Here is a 12,825-nt window from a genome sequence, read left to right as displayed (position 1 = left end):
TCCAGGATCTTCGCGTCGCCCGGGTCCTGCTCGAACCGCACCAACTGATTGTCGACCGTATCCAGACTCTCGCTGGTTTCCGTCAGGAACTCCCGCAAAAGGTCGTCCATATGGGCATGCCTTCCAGAAAAAATCAGATACTGGCCTTCTGTAAAAATAACCCTTCGGGTTTCACGTCTGCGTTAATTTCACTGTCCGTGCTAATACGGATATGGTGAATAATGTGGTCATCAGCCGTTCGTGTCGGCGATGCAACGACGCTATCGAGATGCGATCGACGACATCTGAAAGCCTCGCCGGCAAGCGGCTGGCCCCGGACGACGATTTGGGGAGGGGCGCGCGGCCAAACTCGAGCCGGTAAACAGAATCTTACCGACGCAGGCCACGGTTTCATTGCAGGCCTTCCGACTGCGGATACGGCATCGTCGATCAATCGCGAGAGGCACCGATGACTGCACGCCGTCAGCCGCCCGAGCGGGCGTTCGATCGAACCCATGATTGTTTCGAGGGGGTTTGCTAAAGCCACGCGCATGGCGCGGTATCGGCGAGTAGCTAGCCTGACCGGACGACGCCGCTGAACCGGGACCGGGCTTCGGCAAGACATTCATTAACGACCGTCAGCAGCGCGCCCGGCGTGAACGGCTTGCGCAAGCAGCGCGCAGCGCCGAGTTCGAGCGCCATGCGCAGAAAGTCCGGCGCCGGCGAGTCGAGGTTGGCAAAGGCGTATCCCGACATCGCAACCAGCGGAACCGTCGGCGCGCGCTCGTGGAATATCCTGATCGATTCGAAGCCGCGCATGTGCGGCATGAAGATGTCGACGAGCATCAGGTCGAAGCCGGAGTCTTCCAGCGCACGAAGCCCGGCTTCGCCGCCATCGGCTATCGTCACGTCAAAGCCGTGACGCTCGAGATAGATTTCGATGGCCGCGCAGACCATGGGATCGTCATCGACCACCAAGATGCGATGCATGAACCACCTCCCTCGTGGCGCGGACGCGCTCAATGCGCCTTGGCAGCCATCCCCGCAAAAGGGCCTGCAAAAAAAGGACAACACGATCGCGCGGGCAGTTCTGCCTTGCGAATCAGTGCACTACCGCATTTCCGCCGCAACTCACCGGTCTGTCTGCCCTCCACAGTGTATAAGGCCGGTTCCACAACCCAGCCCCATCAGGCCAGGAGTTTATGCCTAACCGCGGGGCACCTTGCGCCGTGCCATGCTTGATGTGAAACGTTCAAGCTCCCGTCTTCGATGCGAGCGGGAATCGCGCTCTGCCCCATCGATTGCTGCAGGCCTTGTGTTGAAGATCTTGCGTCGAAGGTCTTGCCGCGACAGAGTTCGCGTCGCTTTGCCCACATCACGAAACAGCCTCGGCGAGGTTCGACGACGGACCGCCGCTGACCAAAGCGAGCGTCGTGGTGCCGGGCATGGACCCGTCGCGGGTTTTCGCGCCGAGCGCAGCAGCGTACGTCGAAGACAACCGGGACGGCATGTGCAGCGCCTGTTGCTGCAGGCCCCCAGCAACCTCCTCCGTGCGATGGGTCTCGCCTGGCCGAATCGTACTTGTCACGCCGGTCTTTGCAGGCGCGAGATGTGTGCGACAGCGGGGCACCGCCGCCGACCCGGGAATTCCTCGCGCAAATGATCGGCGAATAGCTGCCGCCCGCACGGCACCTGCCCAAGGGCGCTCGCGTCTTGGAACGCCCGACCCGGCGCCGATCACTGCGTCTTTTTGGCAATTCTGCTTGCCAATAAAATGTGCAAGGATCATCCTGCACTCGATTGTGCGCAGCAGGCGTCAAACACCAGAGACCGGCTTGGCCCGTAAGGCAGGAGACTGCTTTGGATTCAGCCCCTCGTTCTCCGAATGGATTTTTGTCCTCGCTGACCGCGGACGACTTCGAACTGATTCGTCCGTATCTGCGTGCCGCCGATCTCAGCCAGGATATGGTGCTGGTCGAAGTCGACGAAACGCTCAAGCGCGCGTACCTCCCGCACAAAGGCGTCATCTCCCTGGTCGTCAAGCTCGCGCGCGGTGAGCATGTCCAGATCGCGATGATCGGCCGCGACAGCATTTTCGGTGCATTCTCCGCCCTCGGCGACTCCGTCGCGCTGAACACCGCCGAGGTGCTGGTGCCCGGCGCCGCCTCGACGATCGATCTCGATCAGCTTCGTTTTGCCGCCGACCAGAGCGCAACGTTGCGTACCGCGCTCGTGCGGCACGGCCTCGCCGTCTATGCGCAAATCCAGCAGACTGCCGGCTGCAACGCCTCGCACACGGTGGAGTCCCGGCTGGCGCGATGCCTGTTGCATACGCGCGACCTCTCCGGCAGCGACAAGCTCGTCCTGACCCAGGAAGCGATGGCCCAGATGATCGGTGCGCGCCGCAACAGCGTTTCGCTGGTGGCCAATACACTGCAGCAGGCAAACTTCATTCACTACAGCCGCGGACATATCGAGATCACCAATGTGGACGGCCTGATCAAGACTTCCTGCGAGTGCTACGCAACGGTCAAGTCGCAGTACACGCGGCTGCTGCATCCGCGCATCCACTGCGCGGCCGCATGACCGCTTCCCGCGATCGACGGCGGCACAGCCCGATCTGTGATACGCATGGCGCCGTCGTTGCGCGCGAGGATTGCGCAATCCCCTAACGCCTTACCGTATTTTTACGACCAATCCCGGCCTTTGCGGCGTTTCGGCCGACGCCGAGTTAACGCGCTGTTCAATGAGCCCTGATAGTTGTCACGGTGCTGACGGGTGCGGGTTCGAGAAGAGGCGTTCGAGACTCTTTCGCGGGCAACGCATTCACCTGTGTTCGGCGGCTTGCTGTTTGCGCGGAGTTAAGGACATGGCTTTTGACTTGTCGATGCCGATCCTGGTGGTCGATGACTACAGCACCATGATCCGCATCATCCGCAACCTTCTCAAGCAGCTCGGATTCGAGAATGTCGACGAGGCCAGCGACGGATCGGCCGCGCTCGCCAAGATGCAGACCAAGCGCTACGGCCTCGTGATCTCCGACTGGAACATGGAGCCGATGACCGGCTACGACCTGCTCAAGGAAGTCCGCGCCAGCCCGGAATTCTCCAAGACGCCTTTCATCATGATCACGGCTGAATCCAAGACCGAAAACGTCATCGCCGCGAAGAAGGCCGGCGTCAACAATTACATCGTCAAGCCGTTCAACGCCGCAACGCTGAAGATCAAGATGGAAGCGGTGTTTCCCGGATAGGCCGACTGATATCAGCCGGGAGCGCATCGCCGCCTCCAGCGCCACGCCGCACATCCGTTACCTCCGCCGCTGCCGATGCAGCGAGCCGCGAACCGCGAGCGGCGCACCTCACAAGATATCTTTTCGAGAGCGGGGCCGGCTCGCTCCGCGCCGCCGATGCGGGTTAGCCGTACTACTACGGTTTAAGATTTTCACCTCCGGATAACGTTGACTGAGGATAGTTGCGAGGACCAAGGGAGTCCCCTCATGTTCACATTTGAAACGAGCGATCAGAAGGAAGTGCGGCGTTTCCGTATCGCCCAGTTCAATGGCAGGACCGCCACCGTGCGCTCGGCCGGATCGACGGTCACCGGCCACGTTCGATCGATCGTGGAGAACAAGTCGAGCGTTCCGGCGGCGTGGACCATCACGATCATCCCGGAAGAGCCCAAGCCGACGCTCGCGTTGCGGCCCGCGCCACGCGCTCGCGCCTTCATGGAAGATTTGTGCTGAACGGCGGAGCGCGCGATCCGCAGCCTTCTCGGATTCGACGAAATCGAAACGGAGCTCCAGATTCTTGATTTGACGCGTTTTCTCGACGCGAACCGGTTTCCTCCCACGGATCGAGTCCGAGGGCATGCTTCGCTCGAAAACGCTCAGGTAGCCCCACCTGGCCTGCCTCCTTCCGGCACATCGATGGCTTGAAGCCGGGCGCTCAGCGGCGCATCGCAGGCATCATCTTCGGGAAAAATCAGGCGGGCTGCAGCAGCGCCTTGCGAACCAGATCCGCGGTGTTGCGGGCGCCAAGCTTGCGCATGGCCTCGGCGCGATGGCTCTCGAATGTCCTTGGGCTGATATTCATCCGCAAGGCGCCTTGCTTGTTGGAGCAGCCTTCGCTGATCAGGCTCAGCACCTCGCGCTCACGCCTGGTCAGGGGCTTCTGGCCGGACTCCGGGGCGAACATCAGGCCCGGCCTGCGGGCGCCATCCGCGGGGTGGCGGACCTGGGCCTCGTTTGTCTGCTTGCAGGCGGCATCGGAGGCCGGCGCCGGATGATTGTCCGACATCTGCTTCACCAGAGCGCAGACGCGCTCGGTTTGCTGAAGCGCGTTCTCCACCACCTGTTGCAGGTAGAGCCGGTTGCCGGGCGCTTGCGAAAACTGGTGACTGTGCTGCTTGATCTCATTCATGTAGAGCAGCAACGCCGTCAGGGGCCCGTTCAACTGCCGGGCAATTGCAGCGCTCGCCTCGTCCGCGGCACGCGAGCGCGCGGTGGACAGGTGGACGATCTCAGGATTCTCTTCGAGAGGTGTGATGCTTTCCATCCACTTCGTGAAGTGCGAATCAGCGGCGCGATGGTCTTGTCCTGACATATAACTATTTTATCGATTCCACCCTTTTTTCATGGTTAATTTCCGGACCAGTAAGAATACGGAGAGACCCGTCAACACGCCCTGCCGGCAGGCCAAAATCGGCTAAAAGTATCTCTGAACGGGGTCAAAACCGGATATTTCGGATCAATATCCATGGTCCAAAGGTAAATGCCGCAGCCCGCCGGGTCCGTACTTTCACGGAAAATGCATTTGCTTTGTTAATGGATCTCAACCGGCTGTCCTCCGGCTTTCCGCGCTTCTCGGCACCCGAGCCGGCTCCAGCCGCAACGCCGCCGCCCTGACGCATGACGTCAGGCCGAGATCGCTTGCGCAAACGGGTGAGACCAGGGTCGGCGGTCGTCGCGGCGATGGATCAGGGGCGACGCAGCTTGAGGAACTTTTCGAGAAACCGTCCCGAGACGACGAACCTGAACCACCAATAAGCCATCCGCCGCGCTTTCATCGGTTCATCCTTGCTGACTGGGGGCGGCCGCGCTTGGCCGCGGATTAGCGCAAGCTCCGTCACGTGCGTATGATTTGCTTCACAACCGGCCGCGAAAACGGGAGGCGGCGACGCCGCCATTTTTCGCCGATTCCGATTTACAGGCCCCAGTAGCCTCGCAATGATCAAGGCCCAAAATCATCCCGCAACGAATTCAAAAAAGGAGCCGGCGATGGCGCAAGCAAAGGGATCATGGATGAGAATGGCCGTGCTGGCCGGTGTCCTGGCGTTTGGTTCGGGCGCGGCGGCACAAACCGCATCGCCACAGATCGCATCGCCACCGGCGGAGAACGCGGCGCCGACGGCCGACAACGCCGTGATGCTGACCGTTTTCCTGAAGCACGACCAGTCGCGCCCCTTAAGCGAGCTCAACGCGCAGCTCCAGCGCCAGGGATATTACAAGGCTTTCCCGCCTGAAGGCGTCGAGGTCGTGAGCTGGTATGTGATGATGGGAATAGGGCAGGTGGTGACGCTGCGGCTGCCGGCGTCGCGGTTGCGCGAAGTCAACCGCACCCTCGAGAACACCGCCTGGGGCAGCTACCGCACCGAGTTCTATCCGACCTATGATTACAAGGCGATCGGCATCGCGGCGCACGAGAAGGCGCAGTAGGGCGGCGCTGAACCGTTCCGATGCGTCCCGGGGAATCAGCCGAGCCGGGAGATCTGTTCCTCGGTCACGACGCGCTCGATGTTCTCGGTCTTGCTCTTGATACGATAGCGCGGGCGGCCGTCGGATTCGATCGGCAGGCAGGTAACGATGGTGTAGATGCTGCGTTCCTTCGCCGTGGCACGGCCCTGCGGGCCCTGCTGCTGGTGATGAACGTCGTCATTGATCGCAAAATTATGGGCCATCGTCGGTGTTTTTCCGTTGAAAAAAGGCTTGTAGTCTCAACGGCCTCGCAAGGCAACAGATCGTTCGGCGAATTTGACCGGGATGACGTCGGGTTCCACCCGTCAGGCCATCAAGAGCGCCTTTCGCTTGGCCACCCGCGCGATCGATTTCTCGATTGCCGGACCGGACAAGATCCTGTCGCGCAGGCTCTGTTCGACGGATTCCGCGATGGCGGCCACTTCCTGCTCCTGATCGAACAGGTTGTTGCCGATGCAGAGCATGTCCATGCCTGCTTTCAGCGATTGCAGGCTGGCCTCCCTGGTGCCCAGGGCCTTCTGCAGTCCCTGCATCTGCATGTCGTCGGTGATCAGCAGCGTGTCCGGAAGGCGCCTGCGCAAACGGCCAAGCCCCGCCGCGGACAGCGTCATCGGACGATCCTTGTCCCATTGCCTGACGATGGCATGGCTGACCAGCACCGCATCGCCGAACATCTTTGGCGCGAGCGAATAGAATAGCTCTTCCTGTTCACCCCGAAGTGCATCGGAAATATCCATGAATTCCTGATGCGAATCCACCACCGCACCGCCGATGCCGGGAAAATGCTTCAGGCACAGACCGATGCGCTGCGCCCGCGCCACCTCGCTAGCCAGCAGCGCATTGGCTTCCACCTCGGCGATGTCGGCGGAGTAGGAACGCTTGATCCTGCCGATATTGGGATTATCGGGGTTGTAATCGACGTCGATGACAGGCGCGAAATCATAGTGGATGCCGAGCCGCCGCATCTCGGCAAAGCTCGCGGTGAGGATCGCGCGCTTGTGATCCGGCGCGAGATGGTTGAATTCCTTCGCACTCGGCAACGGCGCAAAGCCGCGGCTTTCCTTCAGCCGCCGCACCAGGCCGCCCTCCTGGTCGATGAACACCATCGGCGCGGAAGGCAACGCGGCAATCTCCGCGCAGAGGCGCTGCACTTGTTCGGGCGATTCGATGTTGTTGTCGTATTGCTGCGTTCGGCAGGAATAGTCGAACAGGATCACGCCGCCGAGGCCGTAGCGCGCGGCGAATTGCTGCAGCCACAGCGGGACGGTCTTGCCGAAGAAGCCGAGGATGAAGAGTTCGCCAATTTGCATGTGATAGCCTTAGGAATGGCGCGTTGAGTCCGGCTAGGCCAAGTTCAGCAAATCATCGCGCCGCGCATGGGGAAGATAACTGACTGCCCTGGTCATACCAATTGGGTGACCCTGCCAACTGCGTGATCCTCATCACATCGCATCGCAGCCAGCGCCCCTAGGGGTGGATTATCGCAGGGCGATCCTCGCTCTGCCCAACCCAGGAGACGTCCATGACGAAGTTCAAGACGATCATTACCGCCGCGATTGCTGCTCTGGCGTTGACCACCGCTTCCTTGGCCGTCCCGGGCCAGGCTTTCGCCGGTGGGCATGGCGGACACGGAGGCCACGGGCACCACGGGTTTGGCCATGGTCATTTTGGCCACGGTCTTTTTGGGCATGGTCATCACCACCATCGCCATCATTTCTTCGCTTATAACAGCTGCTGGAAATGGAGCCCCTACGGCCCGGTCAACGTCTGCTACCGCTATTATTGATTCGAGACGACGAAAAGTAGCTCGCCCGGGCCGAGAGGCTCGGGCGAATTTGTTGCCACCATGATGATCCCCTTGATCGTCCCGCCCGGGCCCGGCAACCAATCGCGTTGCACGCTCATCGGCCTGCCGCATCGCTCGATCGGCGCGTGTGAAGCCCCAGGTTCGATTGCGCGCTTGAGCCTCAATATTTGCTCTGTAAGCGCCACGTCCTTGAACGCATTTGGCAAGGCTTCGCGCTCGATGCGCGTCGAACGGAATTGGCAAGAGACAGCCCGAGTTCCGGCGACGGCAAGCTGGATGTGTGATGGGTCGCACATTTGTCGGCGCGCAGGTGGGCTAGGCTTCAATTCACGAGAGGTGCTGTGGGAAGACTTGGTCCGTCAGCCGCTCGTAACAAGCAAGCGATCGTCGACTCCGGCTGAGAAACAAAGCTGAAAGCGTGGACAAGCAATGCGACGCATCCCAAATTTCCGATCGATCACCCCGATCTCAAACCGAGCATCGCGGCCAGCATTTCGCTCCGCGATTTCGCAGGCCATGAAGCGAGCAGTTGTCGTCATTGCTTGCTGCCTCGCTGTCCTGATCGACCTCCGTACGGCTGTTGCCGACCCCGCGTCCGACCGGGCAATGGCCACTCGCTACGAGCAGGCGGCGCAAGCGGGCGATGATGATGCCCAGTTCTATCTTGGCGCGCTCTATTCAGCCGGCGTCGGCCGCTCGCGGAGCGACCAGGAGGCATTTCGCTGGTTTTCGCGCGCTACCGATCAGGGGCACTCCCACGCCATGCTGATCGTTGCCGGCCTCTACGCCAGCGGGCGCGGTACGCCAAAGGACAATGTGAAGGCCTATAGCTGGGCCTACATCGTCGCTTCGGCGGGCAAAGTCGAGGAGGACCGCAACGGTGCGCGGCAACTGATGTCGCTGCTCATGAAGAGGATGACGAGCGACGAGATCGGCCGTGCCGTGGTGGCCGCAAGAGCCTGGCGCGCCGTTCGGGTTGCTGGCGCAGGCAAGTCTCCGCATATCGAAAGAGCTGGAGACCTGGACCAGCCCGCGCCGGCTGCGCCCCAACCCCCGCCTGCGCCCGCGGTCGTGCAGCCAGCGCCCGCAGCCCAGCCGTCATCCGTGGTCTCGCAGCCGGCGCCATCCAACATCACGGTATTGCCGGCATCTCCCAAGGCCACGTCGGCACCTTCAGTGAAGAATGCAAAGCGAGATGATGCTCGTGAGCTGCTCGACCAGGTTCCACCGGGCCTGCGCAAGCGATTTGGCTTCTGATTTAAGGGGACGCACCATGAAATTGCATCATCTCATCGCAACCGGGGTTCTGGCGATCGCCGCGACAGGGGCTGGCTATTACGCCTATTCCCGTTTCCTTCATCCGCCGCTGGTGACCACCAGCATTGCGAGCCTCGCGCCGGTTTCCGAAGCTGTTTACGGAACAGGCACTGTCGAGCCCGAGCGCTGGGCCAAGGTGGTGCCGCTGCAGCGCCGCCGGCTGGTCGAGCTTTGCCGATGCGAAGGACAGGTGGTCAAGGCCGGCCAGATCCTCGGCCGCCAGGACGACGCCGAGGAGCGCAGCGCGCTCGATCAGATGGAAATCAATCGCGGCCAGCTCGAACGCGATCTGGCGCGCGCCGAGAAGGATCGCGACAAGAACGATGCCGCGCGCACCGAGTACGAGCAGCGCTGGACCAGGCTCGAGGAAGCAAAATCGCGGATCGCCGCGCAGAAGGTGCACCTCGACTCGCTGCTGCTGCGAGCTCCGCTCGACGGCATGGTACTGCGGCGCGACGGCGAGGTCGGCGAGATCGCCGGTCCCACCGATGTCCTGTTCTGGGTGGGACCGCCTGCTCCGATGCAGGTCGTTGCCGAGGTCAACGAGGAGGAGATCAACCGCATCGCTTCTGGCCAGAAGGCTTTTCTGCGGAGCGAGGCTTTCCCCGGAAGGGCCCTGCGCGCCAACGTCTCCCAGATCACGCCCAAGGGCGACCCGACCCGCAAGACCTTCCGCGTCTATCTGCGGCTGCCACAGGATACGCCGCTGCGGATCGGCATGTCGGTCGAGGTCAACATCATCTTCCGCGAGAAGCAGGCGGCCATCGTCGTGCCGGCAGAGGCCGTCGCAGCCGATTCGGTTCAGATGATCGATGACGGGCGGATCAGGCGTGTGCCCGTCAAGGTCGGCGTCCGCGGCAGCCGCAACATCGAGATCATCGGCGACGTATCCAAGGGCACCCCTGTGCTTTCGCCCGCACGCACGGATCTCGCTGACGGCGCCAGGATTCGCATCGACAACAGCCTGACCAGAGCTGTGGAGCCCGCGGCCGTTAGTGAACCGACCGATCAGCCAGGCGCACCGCCTGAGGCTGTCGTGGTGGCCGCGGCCACCACGACTCCCGCGGATCCCGATGATGCGGTGATTTCGGCAGCCATGACCGCCCACATCGATTCCGTCGTCAATGACGCGCGTCGCAACATCATCAGCAACAGCCGGTAGCCGCCGTGAAGCTTCTGTTCAACATCGCATGGCTCCATGTCAGCTCCCGGGTGCGGCAGACCCTTGTGGGCATGGCTGGCGTCGCCATGGGGGTAGGCTTCACCATCATGATGGCAGGCCTGATGCAGGGTTCGCAGATCGACTTCCTGCGCCAGCTCGTCGACACCATGCCGCATATCACGGTCGAGGACGATCGGCGCTCCGTGCCGACGCAACCCGCCGAGCAGGAATATGCGGCGGTCCAGATGCCTGACATCGCCAATGTCGGCAAACGTCCCGGCATCAGATATCCGGAATCGGTGATGAGCTCGCTGCGCTCCTGGATACCTGGCGACGTGGCTCCCTCGGTGAAGACCACCGCGATCATCAATCATGGCGGCGCGCGCATCGGCATCACCTTGACCGGCATCGACCCCCGCCGCGAGATTCATGTCTCGAAACTCGCTTCGCAAATGCGCGAGGGAAAGCTCGACGACCTGTCACGCGCGTCGAACGGCGTCATCATCGGCGAGGCGCTGGCCGAAAAGCTCGGGCTGAAAACCGGCAACACCGTCCTCCTAGTCGGCGGCCAGGGCGTCCAGCTGAATTCGACGGTGACCGGGCTGTTTCGCTCCGGCCTGAAGCGCGTCGACGAGAGCCAGATCTATTCGCTGATGGGGCCGGCGCAGGTCATGATGGGACAAAGCGGGGTCGTCAACCAGCTGCGGCTGCGGTTGAGCGATCCGATGTTGGCGCAAAAGGTCGCGGCCCAGGTTGAAGCGCAGACCGGCTACAAGTCGGTATCCTGGCAGGAAGCCAATGCCGACCTGCTGTCGACCTTCAGCGTGCGCGATTTCATCGTGCTCACCGTGATGGGCGCGATGCTCCTGACATCGTCCTTTGCCACCTACAACATCATCTCGACGATCACCCACGAGAAGCGCCAGGACATCGCGATCATGAAATCGCTCGGCATGCGCGAGTATGCGGTGCGACGGATTTTCATCATCGAATCCATCATCATCGGCGTGGTCGGCATCCTGTTCGGGTGGATCCTCGGTTACCTGCTCTGCTACGGCTGGTCGAAGATCACGATCTTCAATCCGCTGACGGGCACGACCGTTCCGCTGCAGATCTATTACTCGGCGATGCACTATGTGATCGCCGGCGGCATATCCCTGCTCTGCTGCGCAGGTGCGGCCTATTTCCCGGCGCGCAAGGCGACGCGCGTCCATCCGGTTGAAATCATCAGGGGGGCGTCATGACCGAGGTTGCTTTGCAGGCGGTGGAACTGGTTCGCCGCATCGAGGGCGCTATTTCGCACACCCTCGTCAACGGGATCGATCTTGCGGTGAACAAGGGCGAGTTCGTCGCCATTACCGGGCCGTCGGGATCCGGCAAATCGTCGCTGCTCTATCTCCTGGGCCTGCTCGATGCGCCCAGCGAAGGCGAGGTCATGATCTGCGGCCAGCCGACCTCGAAATTGTCGGAAACGGAACGGGCCGATGTCCGCCTGACCAAATGCGGTTTCGTGTTCCAGTTCCACTTCCTGCTGCCGGAGTTCACCTCGCTCGACAATGTGCTGCTGCCGATGCGGGCCGCGGGCATTATGCCTGAAGCTGAGATGCGCGAGCGCGGCCTTGCACTGCTGGGCTCGCTTGGACTTAGTGAGCACGCCAACAAGCGCCCCAACCAGCTCTCCGGCGGCCAGCGCCAGCGCGTCGCCATCGCGCGCGCGCTTGCCAACCGCCCCGAGATCATCGTGGCCGACGAGCCGACGGGCGCCCTCGATACGGCATCGACCGAACAGGTGTTTTCGATCCTCCGCGACATCGCGGACAAGGGCCAGACCGTGGTCGTGGTGACCCACGATCCAGCGCTGGCCGCCCGCGCCGACCGCCGCATCCACATCGTCGACGGCAAGATCGCCGAAATCACCGAACGGAGCGGGGGCGAGCTGGTTTGTGAGGCGGCAAGTTAGAGGCCGCGATTTTCCGGGCCAGATACAAAATATCGAAAACAACCCCATGCAAAGTAGGATGGGGCCGGTTCGCAGCACTCAGGCCGCGACCCGATAACGCCATCGAGTCCGGCGCCGATCTACTCAGGCAAAAACCCGCTCTCGATGAATGCGTTCAGCGGTTTCGGCGACCACCTCGATTGCGAGCGTGGGCCTGACGGCGGTTTCGAGGCAACGTATGTCCGCGGCAAGATGTTTTGCAAAGACGACGGCTTCCGAAGCGACTGAAAATTCCCGGCCGACTTCGTCCTGAATCTTGAGCCTGTCCTGAACGTTAAAAAAGAAGCGCATGGGGACCTCCAAGGCCCCCATTCATAGCTGGCGCCGAGACCTGGACTTTGATTCTAGTCAACTAGCTTCAAAATGGGCGCGGGCCATCGTTCCCTTTGCGCTCTTCCTGATTTGCGCTGTCGGATATGAGTGGCGGGAACGACGATGATGAGCACCATGTCTGCGTCATAGCCCTATGATCAGGCGGTAGTCGGCACACCCGCGGTCTTTAACCGTAACGCCAATGACAAGGGCCGGTAACGCCGGGTTCGTTCGGGTCAATTGACAGGCCGGCAGCTAGAGCTGACGACCGGCGTGATCCATTGCTGAATGCTTCGACGGCAACGCCTGGCCGTACGGCGCGTGCATGTGATTGAAATGAATTAACTCTTAAGGCACTCCCGAAACCGCCTGCCCGTCAGGAAGGGAATGGTGTCAAACGGGTAAAATGCCATCAGCGCCCGCTGAGGCAGGAAGGGCCGGGAGGAGGGCGAAGCTGCCCCGCTGCGGAAGCGACGGAAGGGCTGGTCAAAACC

General features: G+C 61.7%; 15 protein-coding genes. 9 read left to right on the top strand and 6 right to left on the bottom strand.

The window, feature by feature from the left end:
• Positions 1–552 precede the first annotated feature (552 nt).
• Both JQ624_RS31125 and JQ624_RS31120 read right to left on the bottom strand, forming a co-directional pair.
• Entirely contained in the window at positions 553–969 is a 417-nt protein-coding gene (locus tag JQ624_RS31125; RefSeq protein ID WP_212422723.1) for a response regulator, read from the bottom strand.
• Positions 970–1,354: 385 nt separating this feature from the next.
• Positions 1,355–1,567: a hypothetical protein gene (locus tag JQ624_RS31120; protein ID WP_212422722.1), complete on the bottom strand. Its 213-nt coding sequence runs from the start codon at positions 1,565–1,567 to the stop codon at positions 1,355–1,357.
• 272 nt (positions 1,568–1,839) lie between these two features.
• On the opposite strand from JQ624_RS31120, the gene JQ624_RS31115 reads away from it, so the two are divergent.
• The 3 genes from JQ624_RS31115 (at position 1,840) to JQ624_RS31105 (ending at position 3,724) form a co-directional block, all read left to right on the top strand.
• Complete coding sequence (locus JQ624_RS31115) at positions 1,840–2,565, top strand: Crp/Fnr family transcriptional regulator (protein WP_212422721.1); 726 nt, start codon at positions 1,840–1,842, stop codon at positions 2,563–2,565.
• A 283-nt stretch (positions 2,566–2,848) separates the two neighbouring features.
• Positions 2,849–3,232, top strand: coding sequence for a response regulator (locus JQ624_RS31110; protein WP_212422720.1), 384 nt, complete (start codon positions 2,849–2,851; stop codon positions 3,230–3,232).
• 246 nt (positions 3,233–3,478) lie between these two features.
• Positions 3,479–3,724, top strand: a complete 246-nt coding sequence (locus JQ624_RS31105) for a hypothetical protein (RefSeq protein WP_212422719.1) — start codon at positions 3,479–3,481, stop codon at positions 3,722–3,724.
• A 238-nt stretch (positions 3,725–3,962) separates the two neighbouring features.
• Here the strand turns inward: JQ624_RS31105 and JQ624_RS31100 are convergent, their stop codons facing one another.
• On the bottom strand, positions 3,963–4,535 hold the full coding sequence (locus JQ624_RS31100) for a response regulator transcription factor (RefSeq protein WP_409334394.1): 573 nt from the start codon (positions 4,533–4,535) through the stop codon (positions 3,963–3,965).
• Between the two features lie 746 nt (positions 4,536–5,281).
• Between JQ624_RS31100 and JQ624_RS31095 the strand changes: the two genes are divergently transcribed.
• The gene (locus JQ624_RS31095) at positions 5,282–5,695 is read left to right on the top strand and encodes a hypothetical protein (RefSeq protein WP_409334393.1); all 414 of its coding nucleotides are present in this window, start codon (positions 5,282–5,284) and stop codon (positions 5,693–5,695) included.
• 35 nt (positions 5,696–5,730) lie between these two features.
• Here the strand turns inward: JQ624_RS31095 and JQ624_RS31090 are convergent, their stop codons facing one another.
• Both JQ624_RS31090 and JQ624_RS31085 read right to left on the bottom strand, forming a co-directional pair.
• Positions 5,731–5,937 (bottom strand): hypothetical protein, encoded by a 207-nt coding sequence (locus tag JQ624_RS31090; protein ID WP_212422716.1) that lies wholly within the window; start codon positions 5,935–5,937, stop codon positions 5,731–5,733.
• Between the two features lie 102 nt (positions 5,938–6,039).
• Positions 6,040–7,044 (bottom strand): glycoside hydrolase family 3 protein, encoded by a 1,005-nt coding sequence (locus JQ624_RS31085; RefSeq protein ID WP_212422715.1) that lies wholly within the window; start codon positions 7,042–7,044, stop codon positions 6,040–6,042.
• 212 nt (positions 7,045–7,256) lie between these two features.
• Here JQ624_RS31085 and JQ624_RS31080 point away from each other — a divergent pair, with 212 nt between their 5' ends.
• The 5 genes from JQ624_RS31080 (at position 7,257) to JQ624_RS31060 (ending at position 11,980) form a co-directional block, all read left to right on the top strand.
• Positions 7,257–7,520, top strand: a complete 264-nt coding sequence (locus tag JQ624_RS31080) for a hypothetical protein (RefSeq protein ID WP_212422714.1) — start codon at positions 7,257–7,259, stop codon at positions 7,518–7,520.
• A gap of 627 nt (positions 7,521–8,147) precedes the next feature.
• On the top strand, positions 8,148–8,798 hold the full coding sequence (locus tag JQ624_RS31075) for a tetratricopeptide repeat protein (RefSeq protein WP_212422713.1): 651 nt from the start codon (positions 8,148–8,150) through the stop codon (positions 8,796–8,798).
• A 16-nt stretch (positions 8,799–8,814) separates the two neighbouring features.
• The gene (locus JQ624_RS31070; RefSeq protein ID WP_212422712.1) at positions 8,815–10,020 is read left to right on the top strand and encodes an efflux RND transporter periplasmic adaptor subunit; all 1,206 of its coding nucleotides are present in this window, start codon (positions 8,815–8,817) and stop codon (positions 10,018–10,020) included.
• Between the two features lie 5 nt (positions 10,021–10,025).
• Positions 10,026–11,264 (top strand): ABC transporter permease, encoded by a 1,239-nt coding sequence (locus tag JQ624_RS31065; RefSeq protein ID WP_212422711.1) that lies wholly within the window; start codon positions 10,026–10,028, stop codon positions 11,262–11,264.
• Complete coding sequence (locus JQ624_RS31060; protein WP_212422710.1) at positions 11,261–11,980, top strand: ABC transporter ATP-binding protein; 720 nt, start codon at positions 11,261–11,263, stop codon at positions 11,978–11,980. Before JQ624_RS31065 ends, JQ624_RS31060 begins: the two co-directional genes overlap by 4 nt.
• Before the next feature lie 123 nt (positions 11,981–12,103).
• Here the strand turns inward: JQ624_RS31060 and JQ624_RS31055 are convergent, their stop codons facing one another.
• A complete protein-coding gene (locus tag JQ624_RS31055) occupies positions 12,104–12,310 on the bottom strand; it encodes a DUF6894 family protein (RefSeq protein ID WP_212422709.1) in 207 nt (68 codons plus the stop codon).
• Positions 12,311–12,825 lie beyond the last annotated feature (515 nt).

The organism is Bradyrhizobium sp. AUGA SZCCT0283 (assembly GCF_018130385.1).
Classification (GTDB): domain Bacteria; phylum Pseudomonadota; class Alphaproteobacteria; order Rhizobiales; family Xanthobacteraceae; genus Bradyrhizobium.
The sequence above is the reverse complement of the archived record's forward strand: the minus strand, read 5'-3'. Positions and strand labels throughout refer to the sequence as shown.

What these genes read in the sequence shown, in the direction of transcription:
- JQ624_RS31125 (WP_212422723.1), bottom strand. Translation starts at nt 969, where the DNA reads ATGCATCGCATCTTGGTGGTCGATGACGATCCCATGGTCTGCGCGGCC.
- JQ624_RS31110 (WP_212422720.1), top strand. Translation starts at nt 2,849, where the DNA reads ATGGCTTTTGACTTGTCGATGCCGATCCTGGTGGTCGATGACTACAGC.
- JQ624_RS31105 (WP_212422719.1), top strand. Translation starts at nt 3,479, where the DNA reads ATGTTCACATTTGAAACGAGCGATCAGAAGGAAGTGCGGCGTTTCCGT.
- JQ624_RS31100 (WP_409334394.1), bottom strand. Translation starts at nt 4,535, where the DNA reads ATGGAAAGCATCACACCTCTCGAAGAGAATCCTGAGATCGTCCACCTG.
- JQ624_RS31095 (WP_409334393.1), top strand. Translation starts at nt 5,282, where the DNA reads ATGAGAATGGCCGTGCTGGCCGGTGTCCTGGCGTTTGGTTCGGGCGCG.
- JQ624_RS31090 (WP_212422716.1), bottom strand. Translation starts at nt 5,937, where the DNA reads ATGGCCCATAATTTTGCGATCAATGACGACGTTCATCACCAGCAGCAG.
- JQ624_RS31085 (WP_212422715.1), bottom strand. Translation starts at nt 7,044, where the DNA reads ATGCAAATTGGCGAACTCTTCATCCTCGGCTTCTTCGGCAAGACCGTC.
- JQ624_RS31080 (WP_212422714.1), top strand. Translation starts at nt 7,257, where the DNA reads ATGACGAAGTTCAAGACGATCATTACCGCCGCGATTGCTGCTCTGGCG.
- JQ624_RS31075 (WP_212422713.1), top strand. Translation starts at nt 8,148, where the DNA reads ATGGCCACTCGCTACGAGCAGGCGGCGCAAGCGGGCGATGATGATGCC.
- JQ624_RS31070 (WP_212422712.1), top strand. Translation starts at nt 8,815, where the DNA reads ATGAAATTGCATCATCTCATCGCAACCGGGGTTCTGGCGATCGCCGCG.
- JQ624_RS31060 (WP_212422710.1), top strand. Translation starts at nt 11,261, where the DNA reads ATGACCGAGGTTGCTTTGCAGGCGGTGGAACTGGTTCGCCGCATCGAG.
- JQ624_RS31055 (WP_212422709.1), bottom strand. Translation starts at nt 12,310, where the DNA reads ATGCGCTTCTTTTTTAACGTTCAGGACAGGCTCAAGATTCAGGACGAA.